This is a genomic window from Pseudofrankia saprophytica (assembly GCF_000235425.2).
GTDB classification, from domain to species: domain Bacteria; phylum Actinomycetota; class Actinomycetes; order Frankiales; family Frankiaceae; genus Pseudofrankia; species Pseudofrankia saprophytica.
Map to the genome: position 1 here is coordinate 4,928,949 of NZ_KI912266.1, position 20,155 is coordinate 4,949,103.

Consider the following 20,155-nt stretch of genomic DNA (forward strand, 5'->3'; position numbering starts at 1 on the left):
GTTAGCGGACGTCGCCGCTGGCGTTGGCGGACTCGGCATCGCCAGCGCGCGACAGCACCATGTGTCTCGACGTGGTCGCCGCATCGCTGTGACGTCGGCGGCATCGGTGGGGGAAATGACCTCCTGCTGTTCTGGCCCCGAACCCTGGCCGGCCTGTGCGCCGTCGATGCCCCGTCCGCTGGTTGAGCGATCGCTCACATAGTGGAGGGTTTTGTCGCGACCTGTGCGACGCGACGTTGGAAGACGCGTGTCGCCGCCCGGTGCCAGTGGAAAGCGTCGAGCTGAAATCAGAGTGCTGGCAGTGACATGGCCGGGGGTGTCTGGTCGGTGGTGGTGAGGAATCGTCGAGTCTCCTGCGACACCGGAGCCGCGAGGTGGCCGGTGAAACCGTCGATCAAGGTGCTGACGAACAGGCCGAAGGGGACGATCTGTTCGCCGGCCGCGATCGCTCGCTCCCGCCGGGCCGCGGCGTGCACGCTGAGCTCCTGGACCTCACGGATGCGCATCGTGCGTACCGGCTCCTCGACGTGGGGCACCAGGCGGCGCATGTCGTGGAGGAACTCGCCCTGGGAGCGCTGGATCTCTTCCGACTGGACGAGGGTGCCGGTGGCTTCGGCGCTGCGTTGGAGCTGCTCGACGAACGACACGTAGAAGTTGTCCGGTGACTCCGCCAGTTCCAGCACCGGCAGCAGGTGCGCCTCGAATCGCGCTCGCAGGTCGCCCGGGTCGATGCGGGCGAGCAGGAGCGCGCGCCGCTGCACCAGTTGCGGCATCCGGTGAGCGAAGATCGCTTCGATCAGCTGTCGTTTCGAGCCGAAGTAGTAGTGCACAGCCGAGTTGTTGCCCGACCCGGCCTGGGTGGCGATCTGCCGCAGGGACACCCCGTCGATGCCGTGCTCGGCGAAGAGCCGCTCGGCGGTCAGCAGGAGTTGCAGTGCCATCGCACCGGACGGGGTGCCCTGCGGCTGGCTCACGGCTGGCCCGCTCGCCAGTGGCGCGCGGCCTCGTGCAGCGCCTCGCCCTTCGCGAATCCGTAGTAGGCGCTGAAGTGCAGGATGATCTCCTGCATCTCCTCGTAGGTCACGTCGCCTGACTCTAGTGCCGACCCGACGTGCGAGAAGATCGGTCCGACCGCGTCCGAGGCCCCGACGCAGGGAATCGTGACGAGCCGTCGCTCGCGGCGGCTGAGCCCTTCCCGGCGCCAGACGTGGCCGAAGACGAAGTTGAGGATGCCGGCGTAGAAGTAGGGCGAGTCGGACGGCGGAGCGGGGATGACGTTGACGGTCCTGAACTCCTCCTGCCCGCCGTGGATCCGCTCCTCACGGTCCGCCGGCCCGAGGTTCTCGACGGTGAGCGTCGGCCAGGCCGGCGCCTCCTGTCCCTGTTCGGCATGGAGTCGGTGCCATTGCTTGCGGACGGCCTGCTCCAGTGCTGAGGCTTTCGGCCAGCCGCAGTAGACGGCGAAGTGCAAGGTGACCTCGTTCATCTGCTCGATCGTGAGGTCGCCGCTGTGAAGCGCCGCGTAGACGTGGTCGTCGATCGGTGTCGCTGCGTCCGCGGCGGCCACACACGCGAGCGACACGAGGCGGCGGTCGCGGATGCCCAGACCGGGCCTGCTCCAGATCTCTCCGAACAGGTACTGGCGTGTGGCCGCGTCGAAGGGCGTCTGTGGCGTCGGCGGGTCGACGGTCATCACGGCGCGGTAGACGTCGTCCGCGGTGGTCGGCGAGGTCATGGGTGGTCCTCTCGTGCGGTGCGGGCGAGGCCCATGGCGGCCAGCGCCGTGTCGGCCATGTCGATCAGCGGTGAGCTCGCGGGTGCGAGCAGGTCGGCGAGGATCCCGACGTCCTTGGCGAGCAGTGGCCCGGCGCCGCCCGCGAGCGGGGCCAGGTGGTAGCCGTTCCTGGCGACGACGTCGGCTGCGAAGCTGTGGCCGCTGCCGCCGTGCAGCACGGTCGCCATGGCCGCGGGGTCGAGCCCGCGGCGTTGCGCGGCCGCGTGGAGCTCGGCGGCGAGGGCGAGTTGCGCGGTGAACAGGGCGTTGTTGAACACCTTCGCTTCTTGGGCGCTGCCCAGGGGCCCTAGGTGCACGATCGGGTCCGCGAAGGCGGTCAGGATCGGCCGGCAGCGTTCCAGGATCTCCGCCTCGCCGCCGACCATGACCAGCAGCCTGCGTTCGGCCGCGGCTGCCCCGCCACCGCTGACGGGCGCGTCCAGGACGTGCAGGTGCGGATGGTCCTCCTGCAGGCGGCGACAGGTGTCCGGACGGGTGGTGCTGTGCACCACGACGATCCCGCCCGGCGCCATGCCGGCGAGCGCCCCGTCCGGTCCGCGTAGCACCTCGTCCACGTCGGCGTCGCCCACGACGCACACACCGAGCACGTCGCTGGCCGCGCCGAGCTCGACCCTGCCCGCGGCGAACCGAGCGGGCGTGTCGGCGAAGAGCTGCTGGGCCTCGGGGCGGCGCGCCCACAGCGTTGTCGGGAAGCCGGCGTCGATGATCCTTCGGGCCATCGGGGCGCCCTGGGAGCCGAGCCCGACGAAACCGACCCGTACGCAGCCGTCCCCGCGGGCCCCGCTCACGGCGCCTGCTCGGTGATCCGGGCCTGCAGGTACGCCTCCAGGTCGCCGGCCCGGACCGCCAGCTCGTCATGGATCGCGGGGGCCGTCAGGACGAGGAACCGTCCCTGTGCCACGGCGTCGGCCGCCAGCTCGCCCACTGTGTCCGCGGGCACCACGGGATGATCGGGAGCGCGCGGCGAGGAGGCGACCTCGCCGTAGACGGTCACCTGCTCAAGAATGTTCGTGATCACTCCGGACGGGCACAGGCAGGTGACTCCGACGCCGCGGGGACCCAGGTACAGCGCGAGCGCCTCCGACAGTCCGACGACCGCGTGTTTGCTCGCGACGTAGGGCAGCCGGTCGAAGCCGTACGCGAGCAGCCCCGACGCGGACGCGGTGTTCACCACGTGGCCCCGGCCCTGGGCGAGCAGCAGGGGCAGAAACACCCGGTTACTGCGCGCGATGCTCATCAGGTTGAGGTCGAACACCCGCAGCCAGGCCTCGTCCGGCAGCGATTCGGGCGCACCCAGGGCCAGGACGCCGACGTTGTTCATGACGAGGTCGACCTGGCCGAACCGGTCGAGAGCGGCGTCACGCCAGGCGGCGAAGTCGGCCTCGCGGGTGACATCAACCCGGGTGGCGAACGCCTCGCCGCCGCCCGCGGCGATCTCGGCGGCGACGGCGAGCGCCCGGTCGAGATCGAGGTCGCTCACGGCGACCCGGGCACCCCGGCGGGCAAACGCGAGCGCGGCGGCCCGGCCGATCCCGCTGCCGCCGCCCGTGACGGCGGCGACAGCACCGGTAAGCATCAGTGGCCGGGTCATGCGATCGCCACGGCCTTCGTGCGGACGAACTCCAGCAGGCCCTCCTGGCCGCCTTCCCGGCCGTATCCCGAGATGCCCACACCCCCGAAGGGCAGCTCATAGCCGACCACCGGCGGAGCGCCGTTGACGTAGACCCCTCCGGCGCGCAGCTGGGCCGTCAACCGGTTGACCCGGCCGATGTCGCGGGTGTTCACGTAGGAAGCCAGGCCGTAGGACGTGCTGTTCGCGATCGCGACCGCCTCCTCCTCGGAGGAGAACCGCAGGAGCGACAGGACCGGGCCGAACACCTCCACCTGGGCGATCTCGCTGTCCGGCGCGACGTCACCGAAGACCGTCGGCTCGACGTAGTAGCCGCCCGCCGGCGGCCCGTCAGGCACGCCGCCGCCGGCAAGCAGGGTGCCCGCGCCCTGCGACCGCGCCGTGTCGATCATCCCGAGGATCCGGTCACGTGCCGCACGCGTGACCACCGGGCTGACATTGGTCGACGGGTCGAACGGATCCCCGAACCGCAGTGAGCGCACCCGCGCGACGACCTTCTCGGCGACCTCGTCGTAGACCGACTCGTGCACGAGCAGCCGCGACGGGATCGCACAGCCCTGGCCCGCCAGCGTCTCGAACACCGACGAGGTGTTGATCAGGGTGACACGGTCAAGGTCGGCGTCCGGGAAGACGAGGTTGGCTGACTTGCCTCCAAGCTCAAGCACCGCGGGCTTGAGCGACTCCGCGCACGACGCGAGGATCTTGCGGGCCGTCGTTGGGCCGCCTGTGAAGCTGACCTTCTGCACGAGCGGATGGCGCACGAGCGCCTCACCCGCGTCCGGGCCGCCGAGCACCAGGTTGACCACGCCATCCGGGATCCCCGCCGCACGGACGAGACGCATCAGGTGCTCGGTGGCGTAGGGCGTCAGCTCGGACGGCTTGACGACAACGGTATTGCCCGCCGCGAGCGCCGGGATGACCTTCATCCCGACCGAGACCAGCGGGCCGTTCCAGGTCAGGATGATCCCGACGACGCCGTAGGGCTCGGGGACCGTGTACGCGAGTTCCCGGCGCTGTGCCGGCACCGTGGTGACCCGGCCCTCGATCTTGTCCGCCCAGCCCGCGTAGTACTCGGTGTAGCCGGCCATCGAGCTCGCCAGATGCAGACCGATGCGGTGCGTCATCCCGTTGTCCAGCACCGACAGCCGGCCCAACTCCGCAACGTCAGCCTTGATCATCTCCGCGAGCCGCACGAGTACGCCGCGGCGCTCCGCCGGGGTCCAGGCTCGCCAGGCCGGAAACGCGGCATGTGCCGCCTCGACAGCCTCCGCGACGTCGGCCGGCCCGGCGAGCGGGACCAGGCCCTGGACCTCTCCCGTCACGGGGAACACGTGCGCGACCGTGCCGCCGGTGCCCTCCACCCGCGCCTGGCCGCCGATGTGCAGATGTACGGCGGGGACCGTGCGATCGATACCCATGCAGGCCCTCCTCTCGATAAGTCGCCTGCTTTAAGGCAGAAGCTACTTGACTTGGACAGTATGCGCATGTCTTAGTGGCCGCATGGCACCCACGGAGCTGTTCGACCTCGCGGGCAAGGTCGCCGTCCTCACCGGCGGAGCCGGAGGCATCGGCGTGGTCTACGCGGAGGCGCTCTGCCAGGCCGGCGCCTCCGTCGTCGTCGCCGACCTGGACGGCGCCGCGGCTGAGCGCACGGCCGAGAAGTTGACCAGACAGGGACTGCCGGCCACGGCGGTGCAGGTAGACGTCTCGTCCGTCGAGTCGACCGCGGCGATGGCCGCGGCCGCCGTCACCGCGTTCGGCGGGATCGACATCCTGGTCAACAATGCGGCGATCATGACGAACCTGCCGCCCTACGGACTGTCGAACATGCCCGTCCCCGACTACGACCGCGTCATGAACGTCAACCTGCGCGGGCCGCTGCTGTGCACACAGGCCGTCGTCGAGTCGATGACCGAACGCGGCGGCGGCCGGATCGTCAACGGCCTGTCGGCCGGAGCCTTCATGACCGGCGGCGTCTACGGCGTCAGCAAGTTCGCACTCCACGGCCTGACGATCAACCTCGCGGCCGAGCTCGGCCCCTGCGGCATCAACGTCAACGCGATCGCGCCCGGCCTCGTCGCCAACGACAGCGGCTACGTCTCCCTGCCCAAAGACTCGCCGTTCCGCGCCGCGATCGAGGCACGCATCCCGGGCAAGAAATCCGGACCGCCCGAGGACCTGGTCGGCGCACTGCTCCTGCTGTGCTCCAAAGCCGGCGAATGGATCACCGGCCAGACGATCCTCGTCGACGGCGGATGGATCACCCGCCTCTAGATGCCGCCGGCAGCTCCGCTCACCACAACCCGGACGCTCCGACGAAAGGAAGACACCGATGAGTACCGAGCCGGCCGGCAACAGCACCGGCCACGCCACACCGCTGCGCGAGCAGCGGCGCGGGCGGCGAATAGCGATGACGCCACAGGAGCGCGACGGGTTCCTCGCCGACGAGCGGACCTGCCGGGTCTCGACCCTAGGCGCGGACGGCACCCCGCACACCTCGGCGCTGTGGTTCGTCTGGGACGGCACCGCGCTGTGGCTCAACAGCATCGTCAAAAGCCAGCGCTGGACCGACCTGACCCGTGACCCACGAGTGTCGGTCATCATCGACACCGGCCACGACTTCGGCGAGCTACGCGGCGTCGAACTGATCGGCCAGGTCGAGACCGTCGGCGAGGTACCGCGAACGGGCGCGACCGAGGCGGCGGCGCTGCTCACCGAGCCCGAGCGCCTGTTCGGCGAAAAGTACGGCGCCGGCAAGTTTCACTACGACGGCCGCCACGCCTGGCTAAAACTCACTCCAAACAAGATCGTGAGCTGGGACTTCCGCAAAGCCGGCCTTTAGTACGGCGCCTCGATCGGCATCGGGTGCAGGAAGGGCGGCCTGCCGTACAACGGTGGCCGCAGCGCACGTCGCCCGGACAGTACCCACGCGGATAGAAGGCCGTCCGTGGCGTTGGCCGACCGAAACCTGTTAGCGCCCAGCAGGGCCTGGCCCCCTACAACCAGGCCCCGCAGCCCGCCCCACCGCCGACGCCTCCCGGCAACTCGATAACACCGGTCATACAGGGTCGAGCAGCCCCGGCAGCGTGGTCGACCGGGTCATCAACGCCGGCCCGGTGTCACGCCGACTGGAGCGGGCTATGTCGAGGCCGCTCCAGGATGCTGGTTGTCGAATGTTAGCCGAATACCCCATCAAATCGGCCCGGGAAGGACTTGCAGGTGACGCCGACTGGCAGAATCATCACCGAAAATTTGACAACTGCAGTTTCAGCCTTCCACACCAGACGGATCCGGTTGGCGCCAGTGCCTGTATGACTCCCACCCGTGAGCAAAACTCTCAAGGTGGAACGGTAAGTACATTCTACCAGGATTGGCACATGATGAACGACGACCCCTTCTGGGTGGACCTCCTTCCGTAAACCCCGGCGATCAATGATCGGCTAGAAGTGGTGGCACGCTGACCGGCGATCAGCGCGCCACCACTTCTCGAACATAAACAGCCAAAAATCGGCGATCCTGCTACATTCTAGCTATGCCAATTTTCCCGAAACTGCACGGCTCGCTACTGATACGCACGGATTTTTCTGACGATGATGCCTGGGAAGCGGTCTGCACGGCGAGCGTCGCGACCTCGCCCGAGGGTTTCGAGGCGCACCTGCTCTTCATCAGTGACCCGGAGTTCGCAGATCTGACCGTCGAGCAGGTGATGGCAGTCCCGGGCGCACGACACTACAACGCCCTATTTATCGTCGATCACGTCACGATTTCTGATCAAGAGAAGCCGATCCTGGTAGTTGATCTGAATCTCGAACCTGGGCGCACCCTTCGAGTGATACCGGCCAAGATGCAGAGTATAGAGAACAACCTCGAAGCCGATCACATGAATTTCTCTCAATTTGCCGGCGCGGCTGACCCGGATGGAGTCTTTCGTGGCTTCGCTGACGTCCGTTGACGACCGCGCCGAGAACCGTCAGGAACCCCTGCAATTGATCGAGAGGATCAGACCCCGTCAGCCGATCACGCAGTAGCGACAGCTCCTCGTTACGGCCTGTGAACAGCGCATTGCGCGGCCAGGCCAGGTCCCACACCACTCCGCCGGCCGAGCCTCCCGAGCGCGCGGCCCCCGCTGCAAACACCGGATGGGCCGGAAACGCCGCGAGTGCCGCCGCAAACAACTCCGCTAGACCACCAGGCAGTACGCCGTGTTCCAGCAGTTCTGACACCGCGCGTCAGAAGCCCTGAGCGTCGGTTGCCGTCCAGGATGGATGGCGCCGAGTTGGCAGGCCCGCCGCAGTCAGCACCCAGCCGGCAGCACGTCGTTCAGGGAACGCGTCGGCGAAAGCTTCGACCTCGTCGGCCGACAGCCAGCCATCGGCAGCCCACCCGTAGCCAGACCTGCAACCAAGGCCAGCGTTACCATGCTCGCGAAGATGAGTAGCCTCCGCGCCGAGCGCAGCACCTCGATAGGGCCGCCGTTGACAGCGAGTGCCGGCTGGCTCCGCAGCAGTCGATTCCTGTAGGTAGTCGTTCAACGGCATGGCGGTCCGAATGAAGCTGCGGATGGAAGGATCCCGTGAGTGGCGAGTCCGCGCGGCTGGGACTGGCCGGCGTGCAGGTCGCTCGCGGCATTCTGGGGCGAGATCCGGCAGGTGGGTGGCTGGGCTCCTGTTTACCGGCGGTCCGCACCTTCGTCGGCCGCTGCGGTGGAGCGCACCCAGTACCGATCAGCTCCGCCAGCGCCTCGACCGCGCTTCGCCGTTGCCGCATGGCCGTGGTCTCGGTCCGCTCGACGAAGCCGCGCCGTTCCCGCCAGGCAGGTGGAGGCGACGGCGGGGCGGCCAGGGACGGGCGCGGGACCGAGATGGCCCACCCCCCGATTGATGTCCGGTGCGAGGATCACTTGGCTCTGGTCGTGAGTTGCGAACGCGACTGGTCATCGTGACGGCGCGCACATGTCGGCGCGGCCCGGCCGATATTCGATCTTGGGACCGGGCGGCTTCACCGCTCTGCCGAGTGCCGTCACACCGAGTTTGGCCCGCGGTTCGTTGGTCGTTTCACGAGCGACAGGAGCTGGGCTCGGAGCGTGTCATCGTCGAGTCCGATGAGTAGTGGGTGCACGGCTGCCCCGCTGATCGCGGCAACGATCATCGCCGTGTGGGTGATCGTGTCCGGGCCGGTTGCTGGCGATCCGGAGGCGGCAGCACGGATGCCGTCGCGGTAGATCGCGCCGCGCCTGCCGTCGGGTGTTGGCAGACTCGCGTCATGACCGTTAGCTTCACATGCCGCACCGAGTCCACCCTGCCCCTGGAACGGCTTTTCGACCTCGCCCGCAGCATTGACGCCCACATGGACTCCCAGAAGGGTGCCAGGGAGCGGGCTGTCGGTGGCGTGACGTCGGGCCTGATCGGTGAAGGCGAAGAGGTCACCTGGCGGGCACGGCACTTCGGTCTGCCGATCACGATGACCAGCCGCGTCACCGCGCTGGAGTTTCCCGTGAGGTTCGTGGACGAGCAGGTCAAGGGTCCGTTCAAGTCGTTCCGTCACGTCCACGAGTTCGAGGCGACGTCAGGGGGCACTGTCATGACGGACCGGGTGAGGTTCACGGCGCCGTTGGGACCTTTGGGCCGCCTGGTGGAACGGCTGGTGCTGGGCCGCTACCTGGAAAGGCTCATCGTGGACCGCGGCCACTTCCTGGCTGTGCGCTAGCGACGCCGGACCCAGCTGGACCAGATTGGCCGTGCCCGTCTCTTCGGAGACTCGCGAATTAGGTTCTCGAACGGTAGCGCGTGCATCGATCGTCTTTCTTTGCGGCCTCGACCCTTCTTCGTTGGTGACGAACCATCCAACATCATCGTAGTGCACTCATGTAGGTTCCATTTCGGTCCAATGGCGTCAGGCCGTTCTGTTACACGCCGGCTCTGGTGCCGAGGCATGGAGCGTGGCCTTGGCGTCGCCGCGGAGCTGGGCGACCAGGTTTCGTGCGGTACCTGCGCCGACGCGGAGGCGTTTGCGGAGCTTTTCGGAGGAGATCGGGCGGTGGTGCAGGTGCCAGTGGAAAACGTCTTCGGCGCGTGCGCGGTGGAGCAGGTCCTGCTCCCGTGCGCCTGACGCGTCTCGGCGAGGTGCCGCCTTGGCCGATGGCCCCTCCACGCTGGATGGATCACGACCCTGAGGCACCGATGGTCGGTCAGCCGCGATCGACTCGGGCGAGTCGCCCACAGCCTACTCGGCCAGCGCAGACGTGCACGCCGAAGCGGCCTGCATCGCCTGGAGCACTCTCGGCCCCACTTCCGCCCATCCGATGAGAAGAGTGGTCCGACAGCGTCGAAGGCCGCTTTGCCGCGGTGGCCGGCGATGAGGGGTTCCGCGATGTTCAACGCGAGCGTCACTGCGAGAAGATGAGCAGACGCCGCGCCGAACGAATGCCGGGGTCCCAGTCGCGTTTGGCTGTCCGTCTGTCCGGGCCTACCGCGACGAGTGCATGAGGTAGCGGAGATGGCTCATGGATGCGCGGCGGCGGTAAACCGGTGCGCGACGTCGAGGAGTTCGTGGCCTGGGGCGTCGCCGAGTAGTTCGCTCATCAGGTGGACGTCTTTGACGAGCGGAGGGCCGGCGGGTGAGGCGGCGACGCCGGCGGTGGAACCGGCGCGTAGTCGCAGTCCGGAGGCGACGCAGGCCGAGCTGCTGGTCATGAGAACCGTGGCGAGGCCGGCGGGGTCGACACCGAGGGACGCGCCGGCTTTCATCGCGTCGTCCGCGAGGGTGATCTGGGCGGCGAACAGGGTGTTGTTGATGAGCTTGGCGTGGGAGCCCGCGCCGATCGCACCGAGGTGGATGACGTGGTCGGAAAGGGCTGACAGGAGGTCGGTGACGTCGGTGAGGGCGCCGGCGTCTCCGCCGATCATGATGGTCAGTTCGCCGGTCTGGGCTCGTGGGGCCCCGCCGCTGACGGGCGCGTCGAGGACGCGTAGGTCGTGTGCCGCGGCACGTTCGGCGATGGCGCGGATCTGGGTAGGCGACACGGTGCTGTGCACGAGCACGACGGCGCCTGGGCGCAGTGTCTCGACCAGGCCGGCCGGCCCGAACATGACTTCTTCGACGCCGTCGGCGTCGAAGACACAGATGCCGACGGCGTCGACCGCTGCGCCCAAAGCGGCTGGGGTCGCCGCGACGGTCGCGTTCGAGCCTTGAAACGGTTCGGTCGAGGCGGCGCGGCGGGCGTAGACCGTGAGGTCGTGCCCCGCGGCCTGGAGCCGTTGCGCCATGGGCAGTCCCATGCTGCCGAGTCCGATGAACCCGACTTTCACGATGTCCTCCTGGTCCAGGTACCCGCTTGCCGTTCGCCGTGGTCCCACTCGTCTGTGGCCCGTTCGGGCCGGCTGGCGTCTTCGGATGTGGTTGGTCTGGAGGTCCTGTTGCCCGCGATGACTGGTCGCTGCTGGAGGTGGCGGACGCCCACCGTGGTCTACGTGGGCACCGCGGCCGGGGGCGCTGGCGCTTCGGCTAGCCGAGCTGTCCGGTCTGGATGGCGGCGACGGTGCCGCCGTCGACGAGCAGGTCGGTGCCGGACAGGAAGCTCGCGGCGGGGCTGAGGAGGAACTCGGTGGCGGCGGCGATGTCTGCGGGGGTCCCGAGCCGCTTCGCGTTGGACACGTCGATCATCATCTGCATGTGGCCGCCGTGATCGGTCGCGAGCTCCGCGGTGCTCATCGGGGTGGCGATGACGCCGGGGCTGATGGAGTTGATCCGGGCACCGTGGGCGCCCCAGGTGGTGCTGGCGGCCTGTACGCGGATCTGGTTCGCGCGCTTGGCGAAGGTGTATGCGTGGCCGCTGTCGGGAAACTGGTCCGGGCTCGCGGCCGGAAGTGCCAGCAGCTCGCTGGCCGGTGTCGTGGCAAGGGCGCGAGCCACCTCCGGTGCCAGCGGCGTGCCGAGGTGGCCGGCCATGCTGGCGATGACGACGCCCGCCCCGCCCGGGGCGACGACGTGGGCGAACTCCTCCAGGACCAGGGCGACGCCGAGCAGGTCGACGGCCAGGACCGCCGGTACCGGAGCCTGAGCGGGAGACAGCCCGGCGGTGTGGACCACGGACCGGACCGGCCCCAGCGAGGCTGCGTGTTTGGCGAGGGCCACCACCGACTCGCGGGAGGTGACATCGACGACGGCGGTGGCCACCGCGTAGCCCTCGATCTCCAGCTTCCCGGCGAGCGTCTGCAGGATCTCCTCGTTGACGTCGGCGATCAGAACGTGGGTGCCGGGACCGATACGTCGAGCGATTGCCTGTCCCATCGCTCCGATACCGATCACCACTGTGACGTCAGGTTTCATCGTCTGCCTTGAAGGACGTCTGGCGGCGGTCAGCGGCGGTCGCGGGCAGCGTTTGGACCCACCGTGCGAGGCGGTTCCAGAGGTCGTGGCGGGTGCCGGCGGTGTTGTGGCAGTGCGCGGACCTTGGGAGCCGGAACAGGGTGATGTCGTCGGAGGAGCTGTAGGCGCGGGCCTCGTCGTGGTGATCCGGGGTGGAGTCGCGTTCTCCGAGGCCGATGAAGACCGGGCAGCGGATCCGGCCGGCGTGGTCGGAGGCGATGTACGGGACGATCGACAGCGGGCCGGTCACGCCGGGAAGGTGGGCGCTGGTGAGGTCGTCCGCGGCGATGACGTCGGTGGGGACGTCGTCCCAGTAGAAGTGGTGGCGGATCGCGGGGTCGGTGCGGTCGGACAGGAACGGTTCGTCGAAGGCGCCGGCCCTGGCCGGGACCATGATGGACTCCAGGCTGGGGATCTTGGTGCGGTCGTTTCCGACGAGGTGCGCGGCGAAGGGGCCCACTGTGCCGTAGCCGAGTGGGGCGATGGCGTCGAAGCTGCCGTGCAGCGATTGCTGGAAGATGGCGAGCATGCCGCCCATGGAGTGACCGACCGCGACGATCGGGCCGATGTCGATCGGCCCGAGGCCAGGCAGGAGCGTGCCTTTCGTCGCGTGTTCGAGCAGGTCGGTCAGCGCCGCGTTGTTCGCCGCGGCGACGACGTCAGGGGTGAGTTCCACGGCTCGTGGGTGGCGGGAGCTCTCGCCGGTGGCGAGATGGTCGACAGCGATGACGAGCATTCCCTGGGCCGCGAGGTGCTCGCCGAAGCTGTAGCCCACGCGGCCGGGGACGTCGAGATGCCAGTAGGCCTTCGTGTAGCCACCGCCGGGAAGGCAGAACAGCAGCGGCACCGGGCCGTCCGTCGGCGCCGGGGGCGGGAAGATCCACGTCGCGATGTGGTGGTCGCCGTCGATCGACACCCGGCCGGTCACGTCGACGACGACGGTCGGCGGGGCGGACGCGGCCGGCGCGCTCATCGGGCGCCCGATCGCGTCAGCGACGTCACACCCGGGGCCCGGACCGGCACGGCCGTAGATGGCACGATGGCCTGGAGACCGTGCGCCCAGGTGGTGAGCTCGTGGGCATCCCCGACGGTCCGCGATAATAGCCCGTCGCGCTGCATTCCGACTCTCACGTATTCGTTTCCTGCCATCGGACAACCTCCTCAAATGCTGCTGTGTGCTTCCACGGGTATAACTTGCGGAAAGGTGGGAGTGGTTACCGACCGCACCCTTCACCCACGCGGCGCGCTCGGTTCGCTCCGGCCGAGCTGACGGTCCGGACCAGACGACGGGTATTACATCAGGGGACGATGCGCCCGTCGGGCTGACGCCACGGATTGACACCGCGGCCGATCATTTGCACAATCGGGCCGGGAACGGATCGATAGACGCCAGGCCCCACATTTGGAGCAGAGCGCGCACGTCAGGCGCGGCCAGAAATAATCTTATCCAGATCGCGAGCCGCTTCCAGGTCGGCGAGGCTGGTGACGTCGCACCGGATGGCGACGGCCTGTGTGCCGATCTCGACGGCCACCGAGTCCGCACGGTCGGCGTCGATGTCGGCGACCACCACGCGGGCCCCACGGCGGGCGAGGGCATGCGCGGTGGCACGTCCAATGCCGCTGCCACCGCCGGTGATCACAGCCACGGCGCTGCTCAGGTCAGTACTCACGAGCACTCATCGCGCAGGGTCACCTGTCCTTATCAGAGGAACGGCGGCCAGGTCAGACTGGCCGGATCGGTGTCGTCGAGGGCAGCGAGGGTCGCCGGAGACACCGGGGCCGAGAGGAAACCGACCAGGCCGTCGAGCAGGTCGGTGACCGCGACGGCAAGAGGGACCACCGGCCGGCCGGCGGCGCGTGCCAACTCCCGGTCCGCGGCGGCCCGAACCATGAACGTCATCGCCCAGGAGATGCGATGGGGCCGCAACGGCTCCGCGATGTGCGGGAGAAATCCCGACAGGCGCTCCTGGAAACGCACCGCCGACTGGCGGATCTCGTCCGGCAACTGCTCGAACACGTCCCGCCGCCCGTACTGGTGGAGCATCCCGACAAAGCCCAGGTAGTGACTGCCCGGTCGTTCGCTCTGCTCCATCACCACCCGTAGCTGGCACTCCAACCACGAGCGCAGATCGTCGGGACGGCGTTCCGCGATCAGCAACATCCGGCGTTCATGCAGCCACTCCAGCCGGTATTCGAAGATCGCCTGTATCAGCTCGTCCTTCGAGCCGAAGTGGTACTGCACCGCCGAGTTGTTGCCACTCCCGGCCGCCGTCCCGATCTGGCGCAGCGACACCCCCTCGATCCCGTGCAGAGCAAACAACTGCTCCGCCACGCGGACGATCTGCTCCTTCGTCGACGGAGCTACCACCGGCATGGCGCCATCGAAGCATCTGGACACCAGGCAGTCAACCGTCTTAGAGTCCAGCCGCCCGACTTAGCCAGCGCTGATGCGGAGGTCCATCCATGAGCGACTCAGTCACCGACCGGACCTACCGGGAGGTCATGACCGTCGACCCACCGCCGGTGAGCACACCTTTCGAGCAGGCGACCCGTGATTTCGTCTTCGGCCAGGTGTGGTCGCGCCCCGGGCTGAGCCGCCGCGACCGGCGCCTGGTCACGCTGACCTGTGTCGCGGCAGCGGACGCCCCCCAGCCGATCGACGACCACGTCTACGCCGCGCTGGGCAGCGGTGACCTCACGCTGCCGGAGTTGCTGGAGTTCGTCCTGCACTTCGCCGTGTACTGCGGCTGGCCCAAGGCGTCCCACGTCGAGGGGGTGATCCGCCGGCAGTGGGCCCGCCTCCAGACCGAACGTGACGAACCGGTGACGCCCTGGCCCGCGCTGGACAACGCCACTCTCGGCCCGAACGACTGGGACGCCCGGCTCGAACGCGGCGTCAAGGAGTTCATCGACGTCAACCTGCTCCCCGCCCCGCCGCCCGACACGCCGTACACCCATGCCGGCATCCTCAGCTACGTCTTCGGGCACCTCTGGCAGCGCCCGGGCCTGACCCGCCGCGATCGCCGGGTCATCACCGTCGCCTGCGTTGCCATCGACGACTCCCCCATGCCCCTGCAGACACACGTCGGCTCCGCACTCGGATCAGGCGATATCACCAAACCGGAGATGGACGAGATCGCCCTGCACTTCTCCGTCTACTACGGCTTCGCCAAGGGCGAGGCCCTCCAGGCCAGCGCCGATGCCGGCTGGGCCCGGCTACAAAGCTGAACCCACCCGGCACACCTCCACCGCGGGCCACCGCAAGTCAGAAGTCGCTGATTGCTCTGGCGGCAGAGCAGCCACGTGGCCCGGTGACCGGAGTCGCCCTGATGGCCGATCCCCTGCCGACGCCGTCGGGCACCGTTTCGTCGCGCACCGCAAGAGATCGGAGGTGGGTCGGTGAGAGTCGGTGCCGCGGAGGTGGACCGAGTGGAAGAGCAGACCTTCCGCGCCTCGCTCAGCGCGATCACCCAGGACGAGGCGCTCCTCGACCGACGGGTAGGCCCACTGCCTCCCGGGTTCTGGGACCGCGCCTCGGGCGTGTTCCAGTTCTCGTGCCACAGCTGGCTCCTGCGGGTAGACGGCCTGGTCGTCGTCGTGGACCCGTGCACCGGGAATGGGCGCCGGCTGGGGCAGGCACCCGTCTTCGACGACCTTGACACGCCCTTCCTTGAACGGCTGGCGGCAGCGGGGGCACCGGCCGAGAAGGTCGACCTGGTGTTCTCCACCCATCTGCACCACGACCACTGCGGCTGGAACGTGCGGCTGGACGAAGAACGCTGGGTCCCGACCTTCCCGAACGCGGTCTACCTCTTCGCCGAGCAGGAGTACCGGCGCTGGGACCCGGCGAACCCGTCCCGGCACCCAAACGCGTTCAACCCGAACGTCTTCGACCAGTGCGTGCGGCCAGTGGTGGCAGCCGGGCAGGCCGAGCTCGTGGCGCTGCCGTACCGGGTATCACCCAGTTTGACGATCGAGCCGGCCGCGGGACACACCACCGGGCACGCCATGATGGGCCTGGTGTCCGAGGGCATACGCGCCTACTTCACCGGCGACGCCTTCCACCACCCAGTCCAGTTCACCCGGCCGGAACTGCACCTTCCAGGCTGCGACGACCTGGCCACGGCAATCGAAACCCGCAGATCCGTGGTGCGACGCCTCCAGGAAGAAGCAGCGTTCGTCCTGCCAGCCCATTTCCCGTCACCACACTACGGCCGGCTAGGTCTCGACGACAACGAGGTCTGCTTCATACCCGGTGGAGCAGCGTGAAACATCGCCAGTCGCCGTAGGCCTTCCCACTCCTCTTCAGATCACCTCAAATCCCCCATACCGTCCGGCGACCATCTTGCTCACGACCATCAACAGCGAATCAGCCGGTGTCGGCAAATCCGAAAAAGCGAGTCCGTGAGCCGCCAGCCGCTCTCCCCCTAGATACTCGCTGGCAACAGGTCTTCGCGGAGAGTTTTGCTTCGACTCCAGTTCCGGCCGGTGCGTCCCTTCTCGTCGCTGCGCTGGTCGACGTAGGCGTACTCCCATACCGAACCGGCGGGCCAGAGGCGGCCCGCCGGCCGGCAGCCCTCGTGCCCGGCGAGCGCCCTCAGCGCTACGACCCAGGCGATCAGGAACAACCCTGCGCGCATTCCTCACGGCCGACCATTGCGCAAGTCGCCGCGAGCGAACTGAAACCCAAACAGGCGTCACCCCAACGAGCCGCCGGCCCACGCGGGCGAACACCACGGCGATCTTCACAGTTGCTCGCCATCCGACGAAAGGACAAAGACATGTCGCACACTCGCCACCTGACCAGCCGACGGGCAGGCACCCGGCCACCCTCGGCCGTCGCATCCATGCGAGCATCCACCCACCCGATCCGGTTACGGCTCGCCGGCGTCGCCGTCCTGGCCGCGAGCCTGGCCTTCGTCTCGGCCTGCGGCGGCTCCGACGACAACGGCCCCACCCCCACGGCAAGCGGCTCCGCGGGTCCCGTGGACATCCTTGGCCCGATCGACAAGGCGACCGGCGCGCCGGTCAAGATCGGCGTGATCACGGAAGGCTCCAGCCCGACCGCCGATCACACCAACGACAAGCGGGTCATTCCGGCCGTCGTCAAGTACCTCAACGAGCACAAGGGCGGGATCGGCGGCCGGCCCATCGAGGTGACGGTCTGCGAGACCCTCAGCGATCTGTCCAAGGCCGCCGACTGCGGCAGCCAGATGGTCGACGACGGCGTCGCCGCGGTCCTCATCGGCACCTCCGCCGTCGTCGAGGCCGCCTGGAAGCCGCTGAACGATGCCAAGATCCCCGTCATGCTCTACAGCTCGGGCGACCCGACCCTGCTGGCCAGTCCGACGACCTTCGTGCTGGCCAACCCGACCTTCGGCTTCGTCGACCTCGCGATCCAGGTCGCCAAGGACGCGGGCAACAAGAAGGTCTCCGCGATCGTCGTCGACGTCCCCGCAGCCCTGCACTCCGCGCAGGAGGTTGCCCCGCCCCTGTTCCAGAAGGCCGGCATCGGCTACGAACTCGTCCGCGTCGCACCCGGCACTGCGGACATGACGCCCCAGATGCAGCAGATCGCCGACAACGGCTCCGACCAGGTCTTCATCATCGGAAACGACGCGTTCTGCATCAGCGCCATGAACGGCCTGGGGGCCGTCGGCTTCACCGGCACCATCAGTGGCATCTCCCAGTGCATCACCGACGCCACCCGCAAGTCAGTCGCCAGCACCACCCTCAAAGGGATGGTCATCAGCGCCAGCGCGCCGATCGGCCCAGACAGCCCCTCCATGCGGCTCTTCACGAAGGTCGCCGAGACCTACGGCAAGGACATCGACCTCAGCAACCAGGACGGCATGATCATGTTCATGCTCATCGCCGGCCTCCAGACAGCGACACAGGGCATCACCGGCGACATCACCCCGGCGACCATCACCACGACCATCAAATCGATGAAGGAGACCGAGCTTCCCGGCGGCGGCGGCATCAATTTCCGCTGCAACGGCAAAGCCGTCACCGATTCTCAAGCCGTCTGCGTCCGCGGCGGACTGTCAACTACCCTCGACGACAAGGGCCAGCCCGCCGCATACAAGGTCCTCGCCAACACCCCCATTCCCGACTAACGTCCCACCCAGGCCGGAGGGCGGGCACCGCTTCACCACCCGCCCTCCGCTCGCCATCACCACATCACCCGCGACAAGCCGCCACTGGCGACGGCGCGGCCCCAGGCTGTTCCATCACCGGCTGACCTCTTGTGTCGAGGTGTCGAACATGAATTCGGTGCCGCTGCGCCGCTACGTAGCCAGGTTGGCCTAGCCAACCTGCTCGGAACCCAACCACGCGTCGGCTACGAGGTCGGAGCGTGGCGCTCTCGGGGCGCATCCGCTCGCTGGTCATCGAGGATGAGCTTTATGAGTTCCACCATCGACAGATAAAGCCAGAAGATCCAGTCGAGATAGAAATCATCATAGTCACGTTTCTGTCTCGCGTCCTGGTGGCGGATGTGAAAGTTGTTCGCGATGTCGAACAAGGCGCCGCGGTCCGACTTGGCCAAAGGCGTCTGCCAGTATGCCGTGGCGGCGCTCTTCGATCACCAGGGCCAGGGCCGCAACCGCGGAGCGCTTCTGGTGCCGTCCAGCCTCGCGGCCTCGGAACAGCGAGATCGCGTGGCGGACTTGCTCGTCCTGCTCGCTTGTGTCACGGGTCAGCAGTGACCGAACAAGCTGCGCACGGGCATCGTCGGTCACCCCGACCAGTCGGCCGACATCGGCGCCTTCATCTGCCAGGCGATAGGGAACGTCCGCGCCGCGTAGGAGACTGTTCACGCGCCAGCGATACACCGCACGACCTGAACCAAGATCCCATTCGCAATGGGGCCAGTCGCACTCGTTGTACGAATGGAGATCCCGTGGCCGTGGCCGTGGCCGTGGCCGTGCGACGAAATCGTGCAGGACCTCGATCATTTGGAAGAGGTTCTCCCGGTCGGCGGCCAGCATCTCGGGGTCGATCGGCCACATGGTCGGCCCGCCGAACGGTCCTTCGACCAAGGTGGCGGGCGACGGGCCGTACGGGTTGTCGATACAGTCCTTGCCGAATCGCCGCTCGAAGTAACCCGAGACTTCGAACTCACGGACAGGATCCACGTGGCGGCGCGCCAATGCATCGACGCTCGGGTGAGCAGGTCGGTGCGGCCAACGGGTCCGTTCGCGCCAATAGGGAGTTTGCGGGGTGGATCTTCGTGCAGCTCGCTGGCGCTCCCCATGAGGTGGCGCAGAAAAGCCTGCTTCGTCGTCAAGCCCTGCGCCCGACGCGGCGCGGACGACCCGTATCCGTAACCAGGTTCACTGAGTTCTCGGAAGTCCACACCGCCGCTTCCCGTCCATCGCGGCGCCGTGCCCTCTCGAAAAGGATCGCGATCGACTCCCCAGTTGATCAGTCAGGAGCTCGCGGGGTGGGGCCTGACGAGGGAAGATCATGTTCTTCTGAGGGCATCGAGGTGGTCGTGCGCCCAGGTCCTGAAGCTGGTGGCCGGACGTTTCAGGAGCCGGGTCACGTCGTCGGTGAGGATGGCGTTGTGTCCTGCCCGCGCCCACCTGGAGCCGGTGATGACGACGTCGACGACGGAGCTGTCGATTCCGGACGCGAGCATCTGGTCCCGCGCGATGTCGAGAGGCACGTCTACGGCCGTGACGGGGTGGCCGAGCAGCTCTTGGAGCTGGGAGGCCTGGTCGGGCACGGTGAGCAGGTCCGGGCCGGTCAGGGTGTAGGTCCGACCCGCATGCGCAGAGGAGAGCAGGGTCTCGACGGCGACCGCGGCCACGTCGCGGGGGTCGACGACGCCCTGCTTGCCGTCGCCCGTCAGGTTGGGGGCGGGGTTTCCGGATTCGATCGGCTGGGCCCAGTGCAGGACGTTCGAGGCGAAGGTGGACGGCCGTAGCACCGTCCAGGCCATGCCACTGTCGCGCACCGCCCACTCCGCCCGCTGGTGCCAGGCTCCCACTGTTCTGTTGTGGTCGTCGATTTCACCGGTCCCGATGGCGGACAACTTCACGATCCGACCCACACCGGCCGCCGCCGCGGCGTCAAGCAGGGCCATGTCATGGTGGGGCGAGGGTGACGCGGGCGCGGTCAGCAGGAAGACGCTGTCGGCTCCGGCGACCGCCGGAGGAAGGGACGCGGGGTCGTCGAAGTCGGCCTGCGCGATGTCCACGCCAAGCGAGGTGGGAATCCTCGCGGGGTCCCGTGTCATCGCGCGGACCGCCTCGCCCCTGGCGGCCAGGAGCCGGAGAACCTCGCGGCCCACGGTGCCGGTGGCACCGGTAACAAGGATCATGTGGACCACGGTGGCAGTGTGGACACCGCCGCCG

At 68.1% G+C, this 20,155-nt stretch carries 19 protein-coding genes and 1 pseudogene; 7 read left to right on the forward strand and 13 right to left on the reverse strand.

What is annotated here, in order from left to right; genetic code table 11:
• Positions 1–287 precede the first annotated feature (287 nt).
• The 5 genes from FRCN3DRAFT_RS0220715 to FRCN3DRAFT_RS0220735 are packed head-to-tail and all read right to left on the reverse strand — an operon-like array spanning position 288 to position 4,843.
• Positions 288–974, reverse strand: coding sequence for a TetR/AcrR family transcriptional regulator (locus FRCN3DRAFT_RS0220715; protein ID WP_007510352.1), 687 nt, complete (start codon positions 972–974; stop codon positions 288–290).
• The gene (locus tag FRCN3DRAFT_RS0220720; protein ID WP_007510351.1) at positions 971–1,735 is read right to left on the reverse strand and encodes a carboxymuconolactone decarboxylase family protein; all 765 of its coding nucleotides are present in this window, start codon (positions 1,733–1,735) and stop codon (positions 971–973) included. Before FRCN3DRAFT_RS0220720 ends, FRCN3DRAFT_RS0220715 begins: the two co-directional genes overlap by 4 nt.
• Positions 1,732–2,583 (reverse strand): NAD(P)-dependent oxidoreductase, encoded by an 852-nt coding sequence (locus tag FRCN3DRAFT_RS0220725; RefSeq protein ID WP_007510348.1) that lies wholly within the window; start codon positions 2,581–2,583, stop codon positions 1,732–1,734. Before FRCN3DRAFT_RS0220725 ends, FRCN3DRAFT_RS0220720 begins: the two co-directional genes overlap by 4 nt.
• Entirely contained in the window at positions 2,580–3,386 is an 807-nt protein-coding gene (locus tag FRCN3DRAFT_RS0220730) for an SDR family oxidoreductase (protein WP_007510346.1), read from the reverse strand. The genes FRCN3DRAFT_RS0220725 and FRCN3DRAFT_RS0220730 overlap by 4 nt, the downstream gene beginning before the upstream one ends.
• Entirely contained in the window at positions 3,383–4,843 is a 1,461-nt protein-coding gene (locus FRCN3DRAFT_RS0220735) for an aldehyde dehydrogenase family protein (RefSeq protein WP_007510344.1), read from the reverse strand. Before FRCN3DRAFT_RS0220735 ends, FRCN3DRAFT_RS0220730 begins: the two co-directional genes overlap by 4 nt.
• Positions 4,844–4,925: 82 nt before the next feature.
• On the opposite strand from FRCN3DRAFT_RS0220735, the gene FRCN3DRAFT_RS0220740 reads away from it, so the two are divergent.
• The 4 genes from FRCN3DRAFT_RS0220740 (at position 4,926) to FRCN3DRAFT_RS0220755 (ending at position 9,131) form a co-directional block, all read left to right on the forward strand.
• Positions 4,926–5,699, forward strand: coding sequence for an SDR family oxidoreductase (locus FRCN3DRAFT_RS0220740; protein ID WP_007510342.1), 774 nt, complete (start codon positions 4,926–4,928; stop codon positions 5,697–5,699).
• A 58-nt stretch (positions 5,700–5,757) separates the two neighbouring features.
• Positions 5,758–6,267 carry a pyridoxamine 5'-phosphate oxidase family protein gene (locus tag FRCN3DRAFT_RS0220745; RefSeq protein WP_007510340.1) on the forward strand — a complete coding sequence of 170 codons (510 nt, stop codon included), beginning with the start codon at positions 5,758–5,760 and terminating at the stop codon, positions 6,265–6,267.
• A 690-nt stretch (positions 6,268–6,957) separates the two neighbouring features.
• Positions 6,958–7,377: a DUF6924 domain-containing protein gene (locus FRCN3DRAFT_RS0220750; RefSeq protein ID WP_007510338.1), complete on the forward strand. Its 420-nt coding sequence runs from the start codon at positions 6,958–6,960 to the stop codon at positions 7,375–7,377.
• A 1,310-nt stretch (positions 7,378–8,687) separates the two neighbouring features.
• Positions 8,688–9,131: an SRPBCC family protein gene (locus FRCN3DRAFT_RS0220755; RefSeq protein ID WP_007510336.1), complete on the forward strand. Its 444-nt coding sequence runs from the start codon at positions 8,688–8,690 to the stop codon at positions 9,129–9,131.
• 186 nt (positions 9,132–9,317) lie between these two features.
• Here FRCN3DRAFT_RS0220755 and FRCN3DRAFT_RS57790 read toward each other — a convergent pair.
• From FRCN3DRAFT_RS57790 to FRCN3DRAFT_RS0220785, 6 genes and pseudogenes are all read right to left on the reverse strand, one after another.
• Positions 9,318–9,849 (reverse strand): annotated as a pseudogene (locus FRCN3DRAFT_RS57790) (hypothetical protein); the annotation flags it as partial.
• A 76-nt stretch (positions 9,850–9,925) separates the two neighbouring features.
• Complete coding sequence (locus FRCN3DRAFT_RS0220765; protein WP_007510332.1) at positions 9,926–10,732, reverse strand: NAD(P)-dependent oxidoreductase; 807 nt, start codon at positions 10,730–10,732, stop codon at positions 9,926–9,928.
• Between the two features lie 196 nt (positions 10,733–10,928).
• Positions 10,929–11,753 carry an SDR family oxidoreductase gene (locus FRCN3DRAFT_RS0220770; RefSeq protein WP_007510331.1) on the reverse strand — a complete coding sequence of 275 codons (825 nt, stop codon included), beginning with the start codon at positions 11,751–11,753 and terminating at the stop codon, positions 10,929–10,931.
• On the reverse strand, positions 11,743–12,765 hold the full coding sequence (locus FRCN3DRAFT_RS0220775) for an alpha/beta hydrolase (RefSeq protein WP_007510328.1): 1,023 nt from the start codon (positions 12,763–12,765) through the stop codon (positions 11,743–11,745). The genes FRCN3DRAFT_RS0220770 and FRCN3DRAFT_RS0220775 overlap by 11 nt, the downstream gene beginning before the upstream one ends.
• A gap of 448 nt (positions 12,766–13,213) precedes the next feature.
• Positions 13,214–13,462 (reverse strand): SDR family NAD(P)-dependent oxidoreductase, encoded by a 249-nt coding sequence (locus FRCN3DRAFT_RS0220780; protein WP_007510324.1) that lies wholly within the window; start codon positions 13,460–13,462, stop codon positions 13,214–13,216.
• 32 nt (positions 13,463–13,494) lie between these two features.
• Positions 13,495–14,166, reverse strand: coding sequence for a TetR/AcrR family transcriptional regulator (locus tag FRCN3DRAFT_RS0220785; RefSeq protein ID WP_027140788.1), 672 nt, complete (start codon positions 14,164–14,166; stop codon positions 13,495–13,497).
• An 89-nt stretch (positions 14,167–14,255) separates the two neighbouring features.
• Between FRCN3DRAFT_RS0220785 and FRCN3DRAFT_RS0220790 the strand changes: the two genes are divergently transcribed.
• The 3 genes from FRCN3DRAFT_RS0220790 (at position 14,256) to FRCN3DRAFT_RS0220800 (ending at position 17,911) form a co-directional block, all read left to right on the forward strand.
• Entirely contained in the window at positions 14,256–15,020 is a 765-nt protein-coding gene (locus tag FRCN3DRAFT_RS0220790) for a carboxymuconolactone decarboxylase family protein (protein ID WP_007510321.1), read from the forward strand.
• A gap of 201 nt (positions 15,021–15,221) precedes the next feature.
• Positions 15,222–16,061 (forward strand): MBL fold metallo-hydrolase, encoded by an 840-nt coding sequence (locus tag FRCN3DRAFT_RS45460; RefSeq protein WP_051466321.1) that lies wholly within the window; start codon positions 15,222–15,224, stop codon positions 16,059–16,061.
• A gap of 512 nt (positions 16,062–16,573) precedes the next feature.
• Positions 16,574–17,911 carry an ABC transporter substrate-binding protein gene (locus FRCN3DRAFT_RS0220800; protein WP_007510317.1) on the forward strand — a complete coding sequence of 446 codons (1,338 nt, stop codon included), beginning with the start codon at positions 16,574–16,576 and terminating at the stop codon, positions 17,909–17,911.
• A gap of 348 nt (positions 17,912–18,259) precedes the next feature.
• On the opposite strand, the gene FRCN3DRAFT_RS54200 is transcribed toward FRCN3DRAFT_RS0220800, so the two are convergent.
• Entirely contained in the window at positions 18,260–18,931 is a 672-nt protein-coding gene (locus tag FRCN3DRAFT_RS54200; protein WP_131803594.1) for a hypothetical protein, read from the reverse strand.
• A 329-nt stretch (positions 18,932–19,260) separates the two neighbouring features.
• Positions 19,261–20,121 carry an NAD(P)H-binding protein gene (locus FRCN3DRAFT_RS0220815; RefSeq protein WP_007510316.1) on the reverse strand — a complete coding sequence of 287 codons (861 nt, stop codon included), beginning with the start codon at positions 20,119–20,121 and terminating at the stop codon, positions 19,261–19,263.
• Between the last annotated feature and the right edge of the window lie 34 nt (positions 20,122–20,155).